Source organism: Hydrogenispora ethanolica, from assembly GCF_004340685.1.
Lineage (GTDB): Bacteria > Bacillota > UBA4882 > UBA8346 > UBA8346 > Hydrogenispora > Hydrogenispora ethanolica.
In genome coordinates, this window is sequence record NZ_SLUN01000024.1 from 14415 (window position 1) to 35215 (window position 20801).

The 20801-nt window shown below is 48.2% G+C and carries 16 protein-coding genes and 1 pseudogene; 3 read left to right on the forward strand and 14 right to left on the reverse strand.

Features of this window, described 5'->3' with window-relative positions:
• Positions 1-60 precede the first annotated feature (60 nt).
• From EDC14_RS17525 to EDC14_RS17545, 5 genes are all read right to left on the reverse strand, one after another.
• Positions 61-1359: an ABC transporter substrate-binding protein gene (locus EDC14_RS17525; RefSeq protein WP_132015611.1), complete on the reverse strand. Its 1299-nt coding sequence runs from the start codon at positions 1357-1359 to the stop codon at positions 61-63.
• 53 nt (positions 1360-1412) lie between these two features.
• Positions 1413-2246, reverse strand: a complete 834-nt coding sequence (locus tag EDC14_RS17530) for a carbohydrate ABC transporter permease (protein ID WP_132015612.1) — start codon at positions 2244-2246, stop codon at positions 1413-1415.
• Positions 2243-3160, reverse strand: coding sequence for a carbohydrate ABC transporter permease (locus EDC14_RS17535; protein ID WP_132015613.1), 918 nt, complete (start codon positions 3158-3160; stop codon positions 2243-2245). The genes EDC14_RS17530 and EDC14_RS17535 overlap by 4 nt, the downstream gene beginning before the upstream one ends.
• Positions 3161-3416: 256 nt before the next feature.
• On the reverse strand, positions 3417-5054 hold the full coding sequence (locus EDC14_RS17540; RefSeq protein WP_165908102.1) for a response regulator: 1638 nt from the start codon (positions 5052-5054) through the stop codon (positions 3417-3419).
• Positions 5030-6841, reverse strand: coding sequence for a sensor histidine kinase (locus EDC14_RS17545; RefSeq protein WP_132015615.1), 1812 nt, complete (start codon positions 6839-6841; stop codon positions 5030-5032). Before EDC14_RS17545 ends, EDC14_RS17540 begins: the two co-directional genes overlap by 25 nt.
• A gap of 154 nt (positions 6842-6995) precedes the next feature.
• Here EDC14_RS17545 and EDC14_RS17550 point away from each other — a divergent pair, with 154 nt between their 5' ends.
• Entirely contained in the window at positions 6996-7280 is a 285-nt protein-coding gene (locus tag EDC14_RS17550; RefSeq protein ID WP_132015616.1) for a hypothetical protein, read from the forward strand.
• 217 nt (positions 7281-7497) lie between these two features.
• Here the strand turns inward: EDC14_RS17550 and gtfA are convergent, their stop codons facing one another.
• The 5 genes from gtfA to EDC14_RS17575 all read right to left on the reverse strand — a co-directional run bounded on the left by gtfA (position 7498) and on the right by EDC14_RS17575 (position 13291).
• On the reverse strand, positions 7498-8958 hold the full coding sequence (gene gtfA, locus EDC14_RS17555) for a sucrose phosphorylase (RefSeq protein ID WP_243662995.1): 1461 nt from the start codon (positions 8956-8958) through the stop codon (positions 7498-7500).
• Positions 8959-8977: 19 nt separating this feature from the next.
• Positions 8978-9814, reverse strand: a complete 837-nt coding sequence (locus EDC14_RS17560; protein WP_132015618.1) for a carbohydrate ABC transporter permease — start codon at positions 9812-9814, stop codon at positions 8978-8980.
• Entirely contained in the window at positions 9811-10698 is an 888-nt protein-coding gene (locus EDC14_RS17565; RefSeq protein ID WP_132015619.1) for a carbohydrate ABC transporter permease, read from the reverse strand. Before EDC14_RS17565 ends, EDC14_RS17560 begins: the two co-directional genes overlap by 4 nt.
• A gap of 173 nt (positions 10699-10871) precedes the next feature.
• The gene (locus EDC14_RS17570; protein ID WP_132015620.1) at positions 10872-12146 is read right to left on the reverse strand and encodes an ABC transporter substrate-binding protein; all 1275 of its coding nucleotides are present in this window, start codon (positions 12144-12146) and stop codon (positions 10872-10874) included.
• A gap of 248 nt (positions 12147-12394) precedes the next feature.
• Complete coding sequence (locus EDC14_RS17575; RefSeq protein WP_207930757.1) at positions 12395-13291, reverse strand: AraC family transcriptional regulator; 897 nt, start codon at positions 13289-13291, stop codon at positions 12395-12397.
• A gap of 310 nt (positions 13292-13601) precedes the next feature.
• Here EDC14_RS17575 and EDC14_RS17580 point away from each other — a divergent pair, with 310 nt between their 5' ends.
• Both EDC14_RS17580 and EDC14_RS17585 read left to right on the forward strand, forming a co-directional pair.
• Positions 13602-13928 (forward strand): helix-turn-helix transcriptional regulator, encoded by a 327-nt coding sequence (locus EDC14_RS17580; RefSeq protein WP_132015622.1) that lies wholly within the window; start codon positions 13602-13604, stop codon positions 13926-13928.
• A gap of 42 nt (positions 13929-13970) precedes the next feature.
• Positions 13971-14846 carry a methionyl aminopeptidase gene (locus tag EDC14_RS17585; protein WP_132015623.1) on the forward strand — a complete coding sequence of 292 codons (876 nt, stop codon included), beginning with the start codon at positions 13971-13973 and terminating at the stop codon, positions 14844-14846.
• Between the two features lie 414 nt (positions 14847-15260).
• Here the strand turns inward: EDC14_RS17585 and EDC14_RS17590 are convergent, their stop codons facing one another.
• The 4 genes and pseudogenes from EDC14_RS17590 to EDC14_RS27375 form a co-directional block, all read right to left on the reverse strand.
• Positions 15261-16859 carry a glycoside hydrolase family 43 protein gene (locus tag EDC14_RS17590; protein WP_132015624.1) on the reverse strand — a complete coding sequence of 533 codons (1599 nt, stop codon included), beginning with the start codon at positions 16857-16859 and terminating at the stop codon, positions 15261-15263.
• Between the two features lie 80 nt (positions 16860-16939).
• Positions 16940-18934: a beta-galactosidase gene (locus tag EDC14_RS17595; protein WP_132015625.1), complete on the reverse strand. Its 1995-nt coding sequence runs from the start codon at positions 18932-18934 to the stop codon at positions 16940-16942.
• Positions 18935-19169: 235 nt separating this feature from the next.
• Positions 19170-20519 (reverse strand): GH1 family beta-glucosidase, encoded by a 1350-nt coding sequence (locus EDC14_RS17600; RefSeq protein WP_132015626.1) that lies wholly within the window; start codon positions 20517-20519, stop codon positions 19170-19172.
• 174 nt (positions 20520-20693) lie between these two features.
• Positions 20694-20795 (reverse strand): annotated as a pseudogene (locus EDC14_RS27375) (family 43 glycosylhydrolase); the annotation flags it as partial.
• Positions 20796-20801 lie beyond the last annotated feature (6 nt).

A 20801-nucleotide genomic window follows, 5' to 3' on the forward strand; every position in this document is an offset into this window, starting at 1 on the left:
AGGCGCAGGAGAAGGACCTTGATCCAGGATGCTTCTCCTGCCGTATTTAAAAACCGGGGATCACTTTTTCATCGCTTTCAAAAACTCTTTTTGATACTGGGTCAGCAGTTTGGCCCAGTTATCCAGGACTTCCTTGGCGGTCTTCTTCTTTAATAGCACCGCTTGCAGATCTGGCTCCTGTACTTTGGAACGAAACTCGGACCATTGCGGGAGCCACTGCGGGTGCACCAGGTTTTTGGTATTGGCGCTTTTTAATACTTCTTTGTACGTCTGCAGGTACGGATCGTTTTTATACCAAGCGTCGTTGTAAACGCCATCGTTCACCGGCACCCGGCCTTCTTTTTCACAAAGATAGGACGCGCCTTCCGCTGATGCGAGATAGGTTACCAATTTCCAAGCCGCGTCTTTGTTCTTCGAGGCTTTAAACACTACCGGCCCGCAGAAAGAGGGCGCCTTGGTGACGCGGATTCCGGACGGTCCCACCAATTGGGGCGCATTCATGAAATTGCCCTCCCCTAAATTCTTTTTATGTTCGGGGAGCGATGAGGAGTTATGATAGACATACATGCTGGTTCCGGTGCCGAACTCGGCGACCATTTCCTTAAAGGAGTTGGTGATGCTGTCCCGGGATGTCCAACCATTCCAATAAATGCTGGCGTACATGTCGAACGCCTTGACGAAGAGGGGCCCGTTAATCTTGCAGTTACCCTTGGAGTCAAACACTTGATTGGTTCCGGCATAACTAAAGATAAAATCCCATAGGTTTTCAAGCGATCCCGCGCCGCCCCGCAGGGAGAAAAAATACTTGCCATCCTTGGGATCGGCATACTTTTCACATAATTTGATGAACTGATCGAAGGTCTTTGGCGGGGTGATCCCGTTTTGGTCGAAAAGTTTTTTATTATACCAAGCGGTATCCACAGTCACAAAGAACGGCAGGACATACAGTTTCTTATTGGGGACCAAGATCTTGGCGCCGTCCAGGACACTCTTGCTGATGCTCCCTTTTTCTTTCCAGGAACCGAACCGCGAGTTCAGCGGCTCCAATGCGTCCTGACTATAAAGGACGGATAGATCGACGTCCCGTATTCCCGCGGCATCCGGCACGCTATTAGTGGCGATGGCCGTGTTGTACTTTTGCATGTAGGATTCGGCGGGAAGTCCCACGAATTCCACTTCAATATTGGGATTCTGCTTCATAAAACGTTTGACCAGTTCCTGATAGATCGGCATCGAAGTCGGGTTTCCATCCCAATGCCAATACACAATCTTCGTCTTCTTGAGTTCTCCGCTGCAGCACGAAACCATCACGCCAAGGATTAAAACACCGATCATCACGACACTGAATAACTTTTTCAACTTCCTTACCACCCTTCATTTGCTCTATTTATCCGTCAAGCCAGCACTATTAGTTAACCTTTCACCGCGCCGGCCGAGAGACCTGTTACCAGATATTTCTGAATATAAGCGAAAAGGATCATCACCGGGATCAAAGCAATGATATTGCCGGCGGTCAGTCCGCCATAATTCACGGTAAACTCCCCTTGCATCATGCTCAGTCCCAAGGGCAGGGTAAACAACTTGGTGTCGCTCATGAACGCCAAAGCGTATACAAAGTCGTTCCACGCCCCGATAAAAGCGAAGGCTCCGGTGGCCACAATTCCCGGCGCTATCGTGGGCACGATCACCCTAAAAATCGCCCCAAGCAGCGAACAGCCGTCGATCTGGGCGGCCTCCTCCATTTGTTTGGGGATATTGGAAAAAAAACCGCTCATCATAATGGTGCAAAATGCAATCTGAATCGTTGTATACGTAAATGTCAAGCAGGAAAGCCGGTTGATTATCCCCAGGTTTTTAAAGATCTCAAACAGCGGGATGATCAGCATCACCCCGGGCAGCATTTGGGTGAAGAGAAAAATTAAGAGGACACCCCCTTTCCCCGCAAATTTGTATCGCGAAAACGCATAACCGCCCAGCAGCGAGATGAGCACCAATAAAACCGTAGTTGAGAACGAAACAATCAAACTATTGGTGAAATAATGGGAAAACCCCACATCCCTCCACATATTTATATAATTATCCAAGGTAAAAGGGATGGGCAGATAACGGATAGGCATTTGCAGAATCGTCTCTTCTCTCTTCAAAGAAGTGCATAGGCTCCAGTAGAACGGAAACAAAAGGTAAATGACGAAAAGGGCCAAAGGTAAATGCAATGTAAAGAACCGTTTCAGCTTACTTTGCCTCAATACAGATCCTCCTTTCCAAACTTGCTGAGGGCGAGATACAGCACTGAGAATACCAATAATAACAGCGCCATTACCACCGATATCGTTGACGCGTACCCCAGATCCAAAGAGTTAACGAAGGTCATTATGACATAAACCGGCAGCGTAAGGGTTGAGAAATTGGGGCCGCCCTTGGTCATGCTATAGATGATATCGACAATATTTAAAGTCCAGACGGTTCTCAGTAGCGTGGTCAAAATCAAGGTGTCCTTCAGCATCGGCAAGGTTACATGAATGAATTTGTGCCAGGCAGAGGCGCCGTCCACATCGCAGGACTCGTAAACCTCTCCCGGGATCGTCTGCAGGCTGGCCAAAATACTGACCGCGAAAAACGGGATTCCCCGCCAGGTGGTGGCGAACACCATTGCCCCCATCGCTTTGCCCATGCTTGAAAACCAGGAAATCCGGGTATCAATCAATCCCGACTTCAAGAGCAGATCATTGAGAACCCCAAAGTTCTCGCTATACATGAAACTCCACATCATTGCCACCAAAATTCCGGCGACGGCCCATGGGGAGAATGCCAGCGCCCGGAACACGCCCCGTCCTTTAAACTGCCGGTTGAGGAGTAAAGCCAGGTACAATCCGAGGACCGATTGAAGAAAAACGTTGGAAACCGTCCAAATGATCGAGTTCCATAATGATGTCCAAAACAGCGGATCCTGAAGCAACAGTTTTTGGTAATTGTCGAGCCCGGCAAAACCCCATCCCGCTTTCTGAGTCAATACATAATTTCTCAAGCTCAACAGGAAGGTATTGACCACGGGATAAAACATGAACACTGTAATAAACAGGAAAGCCGGCAACAATAACAAATATGGCACCATTTGATTTTTGAAAAAGGCGCGGTTCGTCCAGGAATGATCTTTGCTCATCGTGATTCACCTCCTTTTAAGGTTACAATTAGAAAACGCCGATGTAACAATTGGTTTAACATCGATGTAATTATAACCGAACCTGCTTGAGGAAGGAATTTAAATTCTTATGGCCATTGTTTAAAGTTTTACGTCATGAAAAAAAGCACAAAAAAGACGCCAGCTGTTGCGCTGGTCGCCTTTTCAATCCGAAGCATTACGATATATAAAAGAAGTTTAATTTCACCCTGTATAGGTTTCAGCCATTCCGAACGGTTCATTGTTTGGTCTTGAATTCACTGGGGGTGCAGCCGGTGATTTTTTTAAAACAGATGCTGAAATATTGCGGAGAATTGTACCCTACCCGCTCCGCGACTTCGTAAATTCGCAATTGGGAATGGGCAAACAGTTCGGCCGCTTTTTGAATCCGGAGCGTCTCCAGGTAATCGCTGAAATTCACCCGCTGAATCTGCCGAAACAGCATTGAAAAATAGGCCGGGCTCAAATGAACGAATTTGGCGACTTCATCCAGGGTCAATTGGGAGTTGGCGAAGTTTTCGTCGATATAAACCACCGCCCGTTTGATCATTTTCTCCGCATCGCTCATTCTGTTCTGAGCTGAGATGCTCATCACTTCGGCCAACTTGCCCCGTACCCACTTGGCGACCTCGGCGATGTTATCCATCCCGATCACCTGGGGAATGATATCATTTGACAGCGACGCCAGCTTGCTTTGGTCCCCCCCATTTCCGATCCCGGCTTTACATGCCAGTACGACCAGTTCCACGGCGATCATCCGCACATGGGAAAAGTCTAAACCCTTGGTGTTTTTCAGAAGCGAGAACAGTTGCTCGCTTTTTAAGAACACCTCGTCGGCTTGGCCCATTTTCAACCCATTGATGATTGCCAGCTGTTCTTCATCGAAATTGAGATTCATTGCGGGCCGCGAGGTATCGATTTCGCCAAACCGTAAAATGCTGCGGTTTTCAAAGCGCCAACCATAGGCCGCCGCCAGCTTGGCCTCTTCGTAAGAACTGGCTATCCGCTCGACCCCTTGATAAACTCTTCCCAGACTGATGGTGAAAAAGTACTCCTCGACCGTGGCGAGACGGCTCCGTATCAGCTCCGTCCGGTTCTCCATGTATCGCGCGCATGCTTCCGGGGCGGCAAAGTCCCGATAGATCATGACCAGCTCCGCTTCACCGCGCTGAACGAGGATGGCGTGGCCGGCATCCAACAATCCTTGAACGGTCGCGAAAATCTCCCGTTTCCCCAATTCATCGTCGACAATCAGCGAGCTAATCTCCGAGACCTGGCGGGCCGCGACGGGGAGACGGCAGTTTTTAAAGTTCAGGATGGAAACTCCGTAGTAGCTGTCAGCGACCAGTCCCATCGATTTCCCCATCTCCGCCGCTTGCTCCGGGGCGATGTTGCGCTTCAAGAGATCCCCGAGATACTTCTCCTTGATCAAAGGTAGTCCCTCGCCGAGCTTTCGTTGGGCCTCCCGTTCCCGGGCCAGATTCTCCCGGGCGCCACGAACCGCCTCCAGGACTTTCTGATTGTCCAGCGGTTTGGTGATATAATCGTATACATGCAGTTGCACAGCTTTTTTGGCAAACTCGAACTCTTCATGGGCCGTAATCAGAATAACCTTGATCCCGGGGTAGTCCCGCCGGATGATCCCGGAAAGCTCCAAGCCGTCCAAAAACGGCAGATTGATATCGACCAGCACGATATCGGGCGTCCGCTCCTTGATGAATTCCAGTGCCATCTCTCCGTCATAGGCCACTCCCACGACCGCGATCCCATTCTCCTCCCAAGGGATCCCCTGGTGTAGCCCATTGCAGATCACTTCGTCGTCATCGATGATGAGCAATCGTTCCAATCCTATCACCCCGCCGAATTTTTGAGCCACGGGCATTTCACCGTAACGATGGTGAACTCGTTTGCGACGCTGTCGATGCTCAGCCCGTACTGTTCCCCGTAATGCATCGCCACCCTTTGATGGACGTTGAAAACGCCGATACCGCTCTCCTTTGGCAAAATGCTTTTTTGCAGATTCTCCCGGACCTGCGCCAGCCGTTCCGGAGTAAGACCGGCTCCATTGTCATAGACAGTGAAGATCAGATTTCCGCCATCCAGATAGCCCTGAATCGCAATGAGCCCTTTGCGCCGCTTCTTCCTTACTCCATGATAGATAGCGTTTTCAACCAAAGGCTGTAAAATAAATTTTATAGTTTGGCAGTCCAGCGCGGCCTCCTCAACTTCGATCCGATAATCGAAGCGGGTCGAATAACGGATCTTTTGAATGGTCAGATAGCTTTTAAGATGCTCGATCTCCTCGGCCACGGTGGTGATCTCGTCCCCCTTGCTCAAGCTATACCGGTAAAAATGCCCCAAGGCTCGGACCATTTCGCTGGTGTCGTCGCTCTTTTGCTCCGCCAAAAATTTGATGGAATCCAGGGTGTTATACAAAAAATGGGGATCGATCTGCATCTGCAGGGTCTTCAGTTCCATCCGCCGTTTCTGGGCTTGTTCCTGTTCCACCGCTACCAGCAGTGCCTTAATCTTGTCCAACATCGAATTGAACTGCCGGGTCAGTTTCCCGATCTCATCATGGTAGCGGGTATTAAACCGGATATCGAGGTTGCCCGCCTCCACCATCGCCATCAAACCGGCCAACTTATTGAGAGGTTTGGTCAGCCCGTAAGCGATCAAGTAGGCCGCTATGGCGGTGACGATGATAATGATGAGGGTCAGAACGATGATCCCGAATTGGGTCCGGTTCACATCCCGCATCAGGTCGCCCTTACGCAGCACCGCTGCCAGTTTCCAACCGTTCACCCGAATACTGTCGTAAATCACGAAAGAGTCGACTCTCCTCAGGTTATACTCGAACTGGGCCGACTCACCGGAGCGGGGCCTCACTTTGGTGGCAATCAACCTTTCCAGCTCGGACGAAGCATGCGACCCGCTGGATAAGAAGCCGTCATTGCTCACCATCAGCACCGATCCCATCTTGGCCAAATTGGTCTCTTCGAGTAACTTCCGGAAGTAGTCAGCATTCAGGTTAACGATGATCAAGGCCCTGATCCGGCCCAACTTACGGAGAGGAGACGCAATCGTCAACACCTCGGGTCCGGGTTTGCCGAAAAAGGTGGTATCGCGGTGCACATTTCGCCAACAGTAATTCCTGCCGTTCCGGCAATATCGCTCCACTTCCCGGCCAGGCAGTTTTTGGCGCAGAAAAAAATATTTGCCCTCTTCAAACTGAAATCTCATCCCGTTATCGAGGTAGATGATCATCGAATGAATCAATTGATAATTGTCCCCAGCGGCGTAGACTTCATCAAAGATCTGCTTAAAGTAGATGACCGCTTCAGCGCTCTCCAACCTGCTGAGCTTGGAAACATTGAAATTGATCAAATGTTCCAGCTTATCGTCGAATCTGATCTTCACCAACTGTTCAGTGACGAAACTAAGTTTATCGGAAATGTTACGACTAAGCTGATGGACCGTATCCTCGGTCATGTGGTAGACGTTCTCTTTGAGCTGTTTTTCGGTGGAGAGATAAGTGAAGCAACTGACGGTTCCGATCGACAAAATGAAAATCGTCAAATACAAACTGAGGATTTTGAATTTAATCCGCTGATTGTTAAAGGCCCGGGAGAGTCTTTCAAATAAGCGACAAATGTTGAACATTTTTCCTCTTTCAACGCTAAAACGGTATTTGACTCATTCCCATCTTATACTCGAATGCCCGAGGATTCAAGATGCAGTAATTGAGAATATTTTAATTAAAAGCCCTGTGATAAAGTCTTTGAACCGACTCGATCCGAAGCCCAGGGAGATATCCATGAGAGAACTGAGGGCCCGGGAAACTTCTGCCGCAGCCGTCAGCGATGAAAAACAAATCCGCCGCTCATCGTCCGAACCTGGTCGTAAAATGAAGGCGGATTCGAGGGATTTGAAAGTCAGCTTGCCGAAGAGCATCCGCAATCAGCGTACGGCGTTCTTACCCGGAAACCCTTTTGAATTCCCAACCCATACGAATCGCCCCGCGAACAGCAAAGCAGCGGCAATGAGTTTAAAATCCTCTTTTGCCGCACTTCCCCGACTTATCCACAGCCAAAACCATTAACCCCATTCGACGATTCCGTTATCCACAAAAAGGGCACGCCCGGCGACTGAAGATCTCTTTCAGCCAGCCAAAGAGAGCCGTGATTTCCGAAATGAGCTCTTTCCGCTCTCAACCCGGTCACATTCCATAAAATATTACTACCCGAGTATCAAGCTCCCTCCGCAAGAACCTACCACGCTTATGTATTTTCTGGCGGAAGGAACTTGATACTCTGTTTTTAATCTTCTTCCAATATCAGCTGCCGCAGATCGGCTTCGCCGTCTTTGCGGTAATCAATCGTAAACTGATACGTTTTTAAATCGCACTGCAGAATTGCTTCGTATGAACCCTGTTTTCGCGCAATCTCTAAAATATGAGTTTCCGGACAGTTAATCGCAATTTCTCCACCAAACGCCGGATATTCATTACGAAAACGCATCAGGGCGATCAGCTTTCTGACCAAAGGTGTTTTACAACATTGGTCAATCTCGGCCAATGAATAATTATGGCGGTTAATGGAGCGGTGATCGGGATTGGCCAGCAACGCCTCCCTATCGTTTTCACCCGCCAGCATGCCGACATAATAAACCTGGGGTATGCCGGGGGCGAAAAACTGAATTGCCCTCGCCAGAAGATAGGCGTCGCTATTTTCATGAAGCAAGGAATAATAGGTGCCATAAAGCTGATAGGACTTAAAAAAGCGCTTTTTTTCTGGATTCAGCGGCTTATAAGCATAGGAGAGGCGGTCTTCGATTTTTTCGATGACTGCCTGAGCCTGCTGGTTATCCACCCAATCAAAGGCATCATAGACGCCAATGCCGTCATGCGTATCCAAAACGGTAAACTGATTCCGGGGGCAGGTTTGAAGCCATTGAGCCAGTTTTCGCGCATTATGGGTGTAGAGGGTATGGAGCATTAGCAGCGGCAATACAAAATCATAGCTCCAAATCCCCCGCTCAGCAAACTTTAGGGTTGTCAGCCAGAGATCATGGACTTCCGGCAGCACCAGCATGCCTCTTTGAGCCAGCGCGTCGCGCAAATCGGTAATCAGCTGCCATATCTCGGGCTCTACAAAAAAACAATGGGTCCCCTGGCGTTTGGTAATATAACCATAGGCATCCAACCTCACGATCGAAATTCCCTTTTCCGATAGCCATGCTAGATTTTCTTTTAGATATTTCACGGTGACGGCCTGGGTGGTATCGATATCCAATTGCTCCTCGGTGAAGGTACACCATAATTTACGCGTTTCACCGTCCGAAAAAGTTACCGCTTGGCAGGGTTCTCCGTCCTTGCGGCGATAAAGCAATTCCAAGTCCTGCGGCGTTGGCCGCCCTTCGCCCCAAAAGGTATCGTATCGCAAAAACATATCCGCATATGGGGAGGCATCTTTCTTCGCCAAGTAATCCTGAAACTCGGCGCAACGGCGGGACACATGATTGACCATGATGTCACACATTAAATAATAATCTTGCGCCAGCTCCTCTATTTCCCGCCAGGTTCCGAAAGAGGGTTCCACTTCACGGTAGGTAATGGGAGAAAAGCCCCGGTCACCGCTGGACGGAAAAAAAGGGAGGATGTGAATCCCTCCTATCGCTCCTTTGAAATATCGCTGTACAGCAATTTTTAAGTTTGCTAAATCACCACCCATGCTGTCAGGATAGGTGATGAGCATGATCTTGTTGGTAATCGAGCCCAAGTTCGGAACTGCCTCCTTGTTATTTAATCGCACCATCCATTACACCGGCAATGATATGTTTTTGTAAAAACAAATAAATTACAATAACCGGAAGGACGCTCATAATCAACGCCGCCATCGCCAAGCCGAACTCCGCGGTATACTCCCCGAAAAAATAGAAAGTGGAGAGCGGAATGGTACGGGTATTTTCCTTGATCAGCACCAGGGAAGGGAGTAAGAAATCATTCCAGATCCATAGAATGTTAATGATTAAGATGGTTACGGTAATCGATTTGAGATTCGGGAATACCATGCGCCAGAAACATGAAAAATAGGAACAGCCATCAATCATGGCCGCCTCTTCCATTTCCTTGGATATCCCCTTCATAAAGCCATGATACATAAAGGTCGTCATGGGCATGCCAAAGCCAAGGTAGAAAAAGACCATTGCCGTTCTACTGTTCATCATCCCCAGTTTCCCGAAGATCGAGACAAAAGGAATCATCAGGGACTGGAATGGGATAATCATTGCGCATACCAGCATGAAAAAGATAAATTTGTTGATCTTCCAATTCCAGCGCACCAACAGGTAAGCAAACATTGCGCTAAACACGATCAGGACAATTTGTGACAATGCCGTGATATAAAGGGTATTACCCAACACCACATGATACGACATGGTTTTCCAGGCGGTAATAAAATTGTCAAAAGACCACGAGCCAGGAAGAGCCAGCGGACTTTGGATGATTTCCATGCGCGATTTAAAGGCATTGATCAACACCAGCCCAAAAGGAAAGATCATCATGACCAAAAAGAATAAAGCCAAAGACAGTTTTAAAAGAGAGGCTATATTGACCGTCCGTTTTCTGCCGCTCATAGCGAATCCACCTCCTTGTTCTTGAGGATATAGACCTGCAGCATGGCGACGGCCGCGACAATCGCAAACAATAGAAACGCTTTGGCCTGGCCGGGGCCGAGATTCTGGTTTACAAACGCGTCGTTGTAAACGTGCATGGCGATTAGCTGGGTTGAGTTGTAGGGTCCTCCTTTGGTAAGCGAAAGATTGACGTCATATACCATAAAGGCACGGCGCAGCGTCAAAAACAAGGTGATGGTAAATGCCGGCACCATCAGGGGAAGCTTCACTCTCAGCAGCCTCTGCCAAGAAGACGCCCCATCGATTTGGGAAGCCTCTAGCAAACTCTTATCGATTCCCATCAAGCCCGCCACATAGACCAGCATCATATACCCGGCGTTTTGCCATACGCTCACCAGAATTAGAGTCCACAGCGCGGTTTGAGGCACGGTAAGCCAGTTCTTGGCCAGCAAACCGATATCCAGGGTTTGCCCGATAAATACAAATACTCTTGTGAAAATGAACTGCCAGATAAATCCCAAAATCACCCCACCGATCAGGTTCGGCGTAAAATATCCCGTGCGGCACAAGTTTTGCCCTTTGAAACCGCTGGTGACCAGAGAGGCAAGCAAGAAAGCCAGCACATTGGTTAGAATCGTTACAAAGAGAACGTAAACCACAGTCAGTTGCATGGAAGCCCAAAAACCCGGATCTTTGATGGCGGCGGCATAATTGCCGAGGCCAATAAATTGGATGCCGTCCAAAACACCCTTCCAATTGGTCAAGGATAATAAAAGTCCGCTTATAAACGGAATCATTACGACGATAACGAAGGCAAGCAGCGGCAATAAGCCAAACAAGGCAAATATCCCCAACGATTTTTGCTTTGTCTTTTCCTCATACATGATCATAACCTCGATAATTTTCCATTTTCTTCCAAACATCTCATTGAATTTAAACTTTCACATTGTGGCTTATCCCGAATAGGACGATATACCGGATCATTTTTGTGTTGCCGGAATGCTTCCTTATAACAAGAGGTGGATATCAAATCCACCTCTTGAATCGCTTTGAGAGCTTATTTGGAGGACATCTCCAGCCAATCTTTTTTGAAGGAATCGGCCACATCCTTGCGGGTGCCGACACCGTCCATGTAGCGCTGCATGGCGGCGCCAAACTTGACCGTAATCCCCGCCGGGAAATAATCGCTCATCCGTTCCAGCGTTTTCCCTTTTTTCATGTAGGAGACGATTTCTTTGGCTACCGGATTGCTGGGCTGAATGCTGAATCCTTTGTAAACCGGCGTAAAGATCAGCGTATCGATATAATGTTTTTGACCCTTGGCGCTTGTCAGCAGCCAATTGAAAAAGTCAATGGCGGCAGCTTGTTCGCTCTTGCTGGACTGTGCGCCGTCAATTGCGAAGAAGGAATGCGTAAGCGTAATCTGGCTGTTGCCATAGTCAGCTTGGTTATCGCTGATTGGATAGGGCATCATCCCTACCTTGGCATCCGGGTTCATGCCTACAATGTTGGGATATACATAATTCCCAATGACCCAGAAAGCAACCTTGTCTTTGGCCATGGCCAGTTGATCATCTTCATAAGTGTTTCCCAAAGGCGCGCCTTTGTGCATGTTATAGGTCATGAGCAGATCGAAGGTATCCATCCAACCGTTGAACGTGTCGTTGCGCATGAAATCGAACTTGCCTTTGGCGCACTGTAAGAGGATTTTTTGCCGTTCGTCATAATCCTTGCTCATGGCCGCGTATAGAATGGAGGTCATATGGGAACCCAGCAGCCAATCCATATTGGAAAGCTGTACCGGCGCATATTTCGTCTTCGCGATCTTTTGGAGAAGCTCTCGCAAATCCTTGCGGGATTTGATGGAAGCCGGATCAAATTTTTTCCCCGTAGCCGCCTCAATTACCGTTTTGTTATACATTATCCCGATGCCTTCGGCAGTCGTCGGCACGGCATAGATCTTGCCGTTCATGGTGGTCCGTCGCACGGACCAATCATAGGCGGCTTTCCCAAACTTGGTATTGGTTACATCGAGAAACTTGTCTTTAAAAGCCGTAAACTCCGGGCCGCCCACCATGGTAATGGTGGGGGCGTTACCGGAAGCATACAGCGAAGTGAGTTTTTCGTAAATCGTCTGCCCGGAAAGGGGAATGGTCGAAATGGTTACGTTGGGATGCGTCGCGCTATACGCGTCGAAGGTCTTGCGAAACTGGGTTACAATCTCGGGTTTGGTAACCAAAAAGCTGATTTCCACTTTTTTGGGGGCACCATGGGTAACCACGGCCATTGCTAAAATAGCGATGAGCATGATCATGCCGAGAAACTTTTTCATAAAACACCCTCCCTTTGGAATGTTTGATTTTCTTCCAACCGCTCACCTGAGCGCAGCGGCTGGAGCTCAATCAAATTATCGATGTTTACACTGTATCAAATTCCGATTTTCAATAGACATATTTTGTTGCCGAAAATGTTGCAAATATTGCCGTATCGGATGAAAACAAATTCTTAATAAAAATTTGCATCGTAAAACCGAATGCAAATAAAATCCTGGCAGTTTATTCTACTTATCTGTCTCCCCGGCTAATGGGTATTTTCATCCCCTAATTTGCTTATCTTGCCCGAGGAGTTGTTGTTCTTTAAGATTTTACAGTATTCTCGCGGCGGCATTTTATATACGGAACGAAACGCTTTCAAAAAATTCGAATAATCCTCAAAGCCGCAAAGCTTATAGACATCGGAAACAGCGACATTCCGCAATAATAATTCCCGGGCCTTCATTAACCGTTTCTTTCTGCAGTAATCCATCAGCGTCAGCCCAGTATGTTTCTTAAACTTCCGCATGAGATAAAATTTGCTTAGGAAGAACTGTTGCGCTATTTCATCCAGTGACAGCGGTTCGGAATAATGCTGGTCAATATATTCCATAACCTTTTGAACCAAGGTATCGTTCTTGATGCTATTTTCATGGACGACATATTCCCGCGCGCTATAACGGTTCAATAAGATGAGTATTTCGTGTAAATAAGCATTTACTAAAAAAGCGCTGCCTTCCTCGGGGTGGCTATCTTCGCGATGCAGCTTTTGCAAGGAGGCCAACATATCCTGCCACAATCTTTCGGGAAGCCGTATGACATCCTTCTTCCGGGGGGATTCAAAAAGATTGATGAAATCGATCCCCGCCGATTGCAAGCTCGAAACGCAGTCTCTAGTCATCCATATGACATAACGGACATATTTTTCAGTCATATCTTCGATGATGGCCCGATGCAGCTGCTGTTTGTCGATTAAGACGATATCCCCGGTTTGCAGATTGTAAATTTTATTGTTAATGATATAGCTGGCTTTTCCCTGAACATGAAAATAGAGCTCGTAAAAGTCATGGTAATGCAATGGATGGTCAATATTCGGGATATTATTCTTATAATAGATCTCATATTGGGCGGAGTTCATATTATCTTTGGGCACGATTATTTCCATCATAAGCCCCCCTTGATTCGACTGCATTCCACTTCATGCCAAGGAATTCGCCAGTCCGAGCTTGTTTGATCATAACGCTTAACTCGATTTTCGGCAATATTCAACCCGCTTCCATGCCCGGGTAGGGAATCAATTTCCAGAGGCTTCGCCAAGTTCGGCCCGCTCCTTCCGAGTCCGTCGCTCCAAACCATCACTGCAACCTGGACCAACGGCTCATCATTTTCCTCTCAGCTCCTTCGTTTTGATTTTCGCAACTTATGTCAGGCATTGGACCGCGGGAATTGATATAATGGAGAAAGGAGTGAGTTCGATGTCCCTTCAAACGCTGGAATCGATGGTCCAATGGCTCGATAATCATGCCCTGGAAAACCCGACCTTAGAACGCATGTCATCCCATGTGGGCTATTCTCCCTATTACTGCTCAACCAAATTTCGTGAGTACACGGGCGTCACTTATAAACGGTACCTGGCCAAATGCAGGCTGCATGCGGCTGCAAACCTACTGCTCCGGACGGACGATAAGATCATTGAGATTGCTCTTCAATGTGGTTACTCATCAGCGGAATCCTTATCAAGAGCTTTTATGGAAGTCTATCAGTGTACTCCCACTCAATATCGGAAAGCACAGATCGGATGATATGGATCCTTTGTTCTGGGACTGTAGTGAAAGGAGTATCCAATGATGGATAAATTGGGGAGAAATGATGCTTGTTGGTGTGGCAGCGGGCAAAAGTATAAAAAGTGCCACGCCGAGATCGACGAGCGGATGGAAAGTTATATGGCCAAAGGATATCCTACGCCATCCCGCAATTTATTAAAAACCAAACCGCAAATCGATCAGATCAAAGAAAGCGGTAAAATCAATATCACAGTGCTGGACTTCGTTGGCAGTCATATCGCGGCAGGCATTACGACGGCAGAAATCGACCGGCTGGTTTTCAACAAAACCAAAGAGCTCGGCGGCAGACCCGCGACGCTGAACTACAAGGGCTATCCCAAGAGCGTCTGCACATCGATAAACGACCAAGTGTGTCACGGCATCCCATCCGAAAAAACTTTCTTAAAAGACGGCGATATCATCAATGTCGATGTTTCAACCGAATACCACGGCTATTTTTCCGATTCATCCCGGATGTATTGCATTGGAAATGTATCGAGCGAAAAAAAGCGGCTGGTCCAGGTCGCCAAAGAATGCATGGAGCTGGGCATCCAGCAAGTGCGGCCGTGGGGCTTCCTTGGCGACATTGGGCAGGCAATCAATGACCACGCGAAGCAAAATGGCTACTCGGTGGTGCGGGAAATAGGCGGTCACGGTATCGGATTACAATTTCACGAAGACCCTTGGGTAAGCCATGTATCCAAGGCCGGAACGGGCATGCTGCTAGTACCGGGGCTTATATTTACGGTAGAGCCCATGATCAACATGGGAACGGCAAAGATCTTCATTGATAAAAAAGATGACTGGAGCGTTTATACAGCCGACGGCAAACCGTCCGCACAGTGGGAAAACATGGTACTTGTCACAACTGACGGTTGCGAGGTATTGACTTACTGATTTCGCCATTTGGATTGTGAAGAATTGTAAAAGTAGTCGCCAAGCGGCGGTTTTGAGACATGAAAATCAAAGTCGTCGCTTTTTTTCAAAAAATGAGCTTCGGTGGCTGATCAGTGCGCCTTTTTCCGGATTCGTCAAGATTGGGCGGATTCAAGGGATTTAAGGTTGCCGAAAACCTCTTCCAATCCTCAGCATGATGGCTTTTTTGCCCTCCATCCCAATCATTCCAGCGGATGATTATCATTTACCGTCACCGTTCAATGCCCTGCTCACCAATGATAGGATTGATCCGATGCTTTTCTCCAAAACCCCATCGTCTCCTTGAGCAAATTTCAGCGGCCCCGCCGTTGATAACAAAAAAACCACGAGTTAACTCATGGTTTTCATCCTTCTTGTCAGTTCTCATTCGGCTCTTTATTCGGGTGTTCCAGATTCCCGTTCCAAGTACTCAAAATAATCAAAATCGGCATGTTTCCCGGAACCGTTCAAGTCTTGACAGCATAATCCGACAAATGCGCCGGTAAACTTTCCTTCCCGGCAGTACCCATCCGACAGACGGCTGGCATCCAAAACAGGACCGATAGGCGTCCAATGCTCTCCGTCCGGCGCATAAAAAAATCGCATCCGGTGATAATTCACCTCCACTTTCAGATAACAGCGCCGCCAACTTTCAATGCAGACATCTTGCCGGGCGGGATAGTCAAAAACGTTATTGTCGCAACTCCAGATCGTCAAGTATTTTCCGCCCTTTTCCGAATCACGGGAAATAAGGAGGTAATAAAAGTTTTCATGATCGTAAAGGCAGATTAAGCCCGCCATCTGTTTATAATTCTCCGGTTCAAACTCGACGCAGGTGCTCGACGTGTACGAAAAAGCCTGCTGACGCCGGGCAACCAAGGACTGGCGATGCCGCGAGGAGAGCGATTCCCGGCCTTTGAGCCGTAAATATCCCGGTCTTTCCGTCAGGGAGCCGATGTCCTCGGTGAAGGGAATTCGCAAGGTTTGAAAATGAATATTCAATTCGGGCGTATCGAAATCATCCCGTACTGTTTCTGACGGATGGAGAAATTCCGGAAGCCCTGGGGCGGGAACCTGCAACTGCGGCTTTTTACCGCCGCTTTGTAACCGCAACCAATGATCCGGAGTCCAGACCATTTTTTGAATTGCCGTCTCCCTGCCTAAGGGATACCGGCCCATTGAAGGGATGGGGCGTCCGCAAAGATGCACCATATACCATTCTCCTGTTTGGGTCTCTACCAAATCGGCATGCCCCGCTTTTTGAAGCGGCCAGGCCGGATCCTCCCGCGAAGTGAGAACAGGGTTTTCCGGATCGACTTCGTAAGGGCCGGTGATGGAAGTGGAACGGGCCATGGTTACGGCATGCCCGAGCGAGGTGCCGCCTTCCGCAGTAATCAAATAATAGTAGCCGTTTCGTTTGTAAAGATGAGGCCCCTCGGTCGAACCGAGCGCAGTGCCATGAAAAATATTATAAACCGGCCCGATGAGTCTTTGAGATTCAACGGAATATTCCTGAAGCAGGATTCCGCCAAACCGGTTTTTCCCCCGGCGATGATCGGTAACCATGTTGACCAGCCATTTGCGTCCGTCGTCATCATGGAAGAGTGAAGGATCAAAGCCGCTGCTGTTTAAATAAACCGGATCCGACCATTCCCCAGCGATATCCCGGCTGGTCACCAAGTAGTTGTGGGTATCTTTGGCCGGCGTGTATAACGTTTTGACATCGGTATAGATCAAATAAAACAAGCCGCCATCCCAACTGAGACAAGGCGCCCAGACTCCCCCGGAAGCCGGATTGCCGATCATATTCAACTGAGAAGTCCGGTTCAGGGGATGGGCGATCAGTTTCCAATGCACCAGATCCCGGGAATGATGGATCTGGACACCGGGAAACCACTCAAAAGTCGATGTGGCGATATAATAATCTTCTCCGACTCGAATGATCGAAGGATCTGGGTTAAACCCACGCAAAATTGGATTATTGATCGGTCTCATCATGGCAACTCCAATCGTAGCAACATGAGTATATTATTGGGTCTTCTCAGAGCGGTTCAATTGATTTGGCTCCTCAAGGCTCAAACCAATATCCCCACGCCAAACGGGGGAAGAACGAAATTGGAGTGAACCTCGCGCTTCGTCAATAAATCAGTGTAATCTCCCTTCAAGTCGAGTACAACTTCATGAGAGTTATGGTTTAAGGCCATCAGGAATTGGCGGCCCCCATTCTCTTTGCGTATCAATTCGACTCCCCGAACGGGCCGCGCCAATAATGGTGAAACTCCCGAATTATCGCTAATATATCGCATCAATCCGTCCAATGCGGATGGATCCAGATCACATCCGATATAATAAACCTTTCCATTTCCCCAGTCGTTCACGGTGATAGCGGGCTCCCCCTTGTAATAATCACTGGTATAGTCCCCTATTACTCTGGCGCTGGTAGGTTTGATGATATCACACCAGATGGAAGCCATAGCGCTTCCAACGACAGTTGCCACAGAAACCTGGCGGCCGCGATTCAATGAATCGAACTCTTCCACTTCGATTCCCGCCATTTCGCTGAATTCCCCGGGTATCGTCAACGCGCTCATCGTGTTATCCCAATTTCTTGTTCCTGAACGGAAAGTCAGAACCAGCGTTCCTCCTGATTTGACATACCTGTCAAGCTTAACCTTAATTTCCGAATTCATCAGATTGAACGCGGGTAATAAAAGCAGTTTATATTTTGCAAGATCATCATCGATGCTGATAACGTCCACCGGAAGATGATTTTCGGCAAGGGTGCTATAATACTTCAACAAAAGCTTTTGATAATCAAAATGAACGTTATGCGGTTGAATTTGGTGACTCCACAGATTATCGTAAGATTTTATCATGGCTGTTTCCGCCATCACTTTCGACCCGACAATCCAGTCGGATAGAGCCTTTAATTCGGCTCCGGTCTGTTGAATTTCTTTATATCTCCTGCGGGGTACTGAATCATGGTCAAGGATACCGTACCAATATTGTTCCGTTCCAAAACGGCAGGCCCGAAAACGGAAGTATAAAATCGCTTCGGCCCCGTGGGCGACCGCCTGGTAGGACCAAAGGCGTAATTGTCCGGGCTTGGGAGTGTCCGACAGTACATTCCAGCCGCACGGTCCGCTTTGTTGTTCCATCACCCAAAAATTTTTTCCCTTCGTCCCCCGCATCAGATCATGCGCCATGGCGGCATCGAGATACGAAAAGGATCTCTTGGGAAATTCCGGGTAATTGTCCCACGAAACAAAATCCAGATCCTTGGCCAGATCGAAATAGTCAATCTCCGGGAAATGCCCCATCAAGTTGTGCGTGATCGGCTTCGCGGAAAAATTGCGGATCGTATCGATCTGCAGTTTTTGGTAGGCCACAACCGAATCCGAGGCAAACCGTTTATAATCCAGCGTCAAGGAGGGATTATGCCCGTGATTGATCGGGTCGGCTCCCGAACAGACACTATACGCCGGGAGAATTATCTCATCCCAGTCCCGATAGGTTTGACTCCAAAAGATCGTTCCCCATGCATGATTCAGAGCGTCAATCGTTCCATATTTTTTCTGAAGCCAGTGGCGGAAGGCTTGCAAACAGCTTTCACAATAACAATAGGTTGTTTCCTGGCATCCAAATTCATTATCGACCTGCCAGGCGACGACACTTGAATGATCGCCGTAATGCTCCGCCACTTTGGCGACGATCTCCCGGGTGGCCTCTTGAAAGGCGGGATTATTGAAACAATAATGCCGGCGGCTTCCGAAACCTCTCGTGATACCGTAACGATCCTTCGGGTAAACTTCGGGATGCCGATCCATGAACCATTTTGGCGGGGTTGCGGTCGGCGTCCCCAGGACAACCTGGATACTATATCGGCTTAAAAGCTCTATCGCCTCGTCAAGCCAGGAAAAATCATAGCATCCCTTTTCGGGTTCGAGCTTCGCCCAGCCGAATTCGGCGAGCCGTACCAGATTGATGTGGGCCTCCCTCATGAATTCGGCATCTTTTTCCCACATCTCTTTCGGCCAATGCTCCGGATAATAAGCTACCCCAAATTTCATAACCTCAACTCCCTAATATAAATTGAGCTAGCCTTTATGCTTCAATCTAGAAGCGTTGTGATAAACCCTGTCCGAAGGCCAGGGTGAACACAAAAGCTCAGAGAAGCAAGTGATAAAGTCGTTTTGAAATCCTCTTGCCAGTCGAATCGTTTGGAAAGAGACTTTATCACATGGCTTCTAGAATTTGATAAAAAATATCCTCTCCTCCTGATTCTTCACGGCTTTACTCTTTTATTTAAATATTGCCGTTCGACTCAATCACCTTCCGGTACCAGATTCCCGAATCCTTGATGATCCGGTTCTTTGATGTGAAGTCCACATAGACCAGTCCGAACCTTTCGTTATACCCTTCCGCCCATTCAAAATTATCCATGAAGGACCAGCAAAAATAGCCCATCGCATCGACTCCGTCCTCAGCAGCCCTTTGGAATTGGCGGATATAACGGGTTAGAAAATCGACCCGCTGAGGATCGTGAACTTTTCCGTCAAGATATACCCAGTCGGTGTTTGACAGGCCGTTTTCAGTAATGATAATGGGTTTTCTATACCTTTCGTAAAAGAATTTGGGACCCCAGTATAGCGATTGAGGTGTAACGGCCCAGTTGAATGCGGTTCTTGCAAAGCCCGTTTCCCTTTTTACCTCCTCCGGCCGCCCATCTTTACCCATTCTCACCGTTTTTCCGCTGTAGATGTTGGTCCCGAAGAAATCAATGGGTTGGAAGATGGTTTTCAGATCATCCGGCCCTATCTCCGGAAGCTCCTGTTCAAAGAGGTTCAAGCCGTCTTCGGGATATTTCCCGAGAAATACCGGATCCATCCACCAGCTGTTTGACCAGACATTTTTTTCGGTAATAGAAAATGCCGCAGTTCGGGCCGCTTCAATATCCGGTTTTGAATTGCTCTGCGGAATATACGTTATGCCAACCGGCGCGTATCCAATCATTGAAGGCTGTTTCGCAGCGGCCCGAATAACCTGGACCGACTTGCCATGGGCTAGGAGGGAATGGTGTGAAGCCAACAGAACGTCTTTTAATCCCAGTTTGAGCCCAGGAGCAAGAGTTCCCTCCTGATGACCGCGCCCAATATAGCATTGGGGCTCGTTTTGGGTCATCCAATGGGTTACTCGATCTGAAAGCCGCTCAACGACAACTTTTGTATATTCGGCAAACCACTCGGGACTTTCGGGGTTAAGCCATCCTCCCCTTTTGTACAGTTCATAGGGATAGTCCCAATGAAAAATGGTGACATAGGGTATGATGTTATTTTTTAAAAGTTCATCCACCAAACGGTCATAGAAATCCAATCCCTGTGGGTTTACCTTCCCAATCCCTTCCGGAAGCACACGCGGCCAGCATATCGAAAACCGGTAAGCCTGAAGTCCCAATTCCTTCATGATTGCTACATCTTCCGACACCCTGTGGTAATGGTCGCAGGACGAATCCCCGGTATCTCCGAATTTTACAAAGCCAGGCTTTTGGCAGACCATGTCCCAGACGGATAATCCTTTGCCATCTTCATAAGCCGCTCCTTCAATCTGGTATGAGGCGGTTGCGGCTCCCCAAACGAAGTCATTTTTGAAACCCATGTTTTTACTCCTTTTAATCATCCTGAATCCGTGACGAATCGGTTTATACCAGGTGAAACGTTGTCGCAAGTTCTTACGGTTTTGCCTGGTAGCCTATAGAGGTCACGGATTCAGGATCATTCTAATTGCTGTTCCCATTGCAAATGGGGCCCGGCCATATTCAGCCGAAAAAGTCCGGTTCAGGGGAGGGGCTATCAGTTTCCAATGAACCAGATCCCGGGAATGATGGATCTGAACACCGGGAAATCACTCAAAAGTCGATGTCGCAATATAATACTTCGC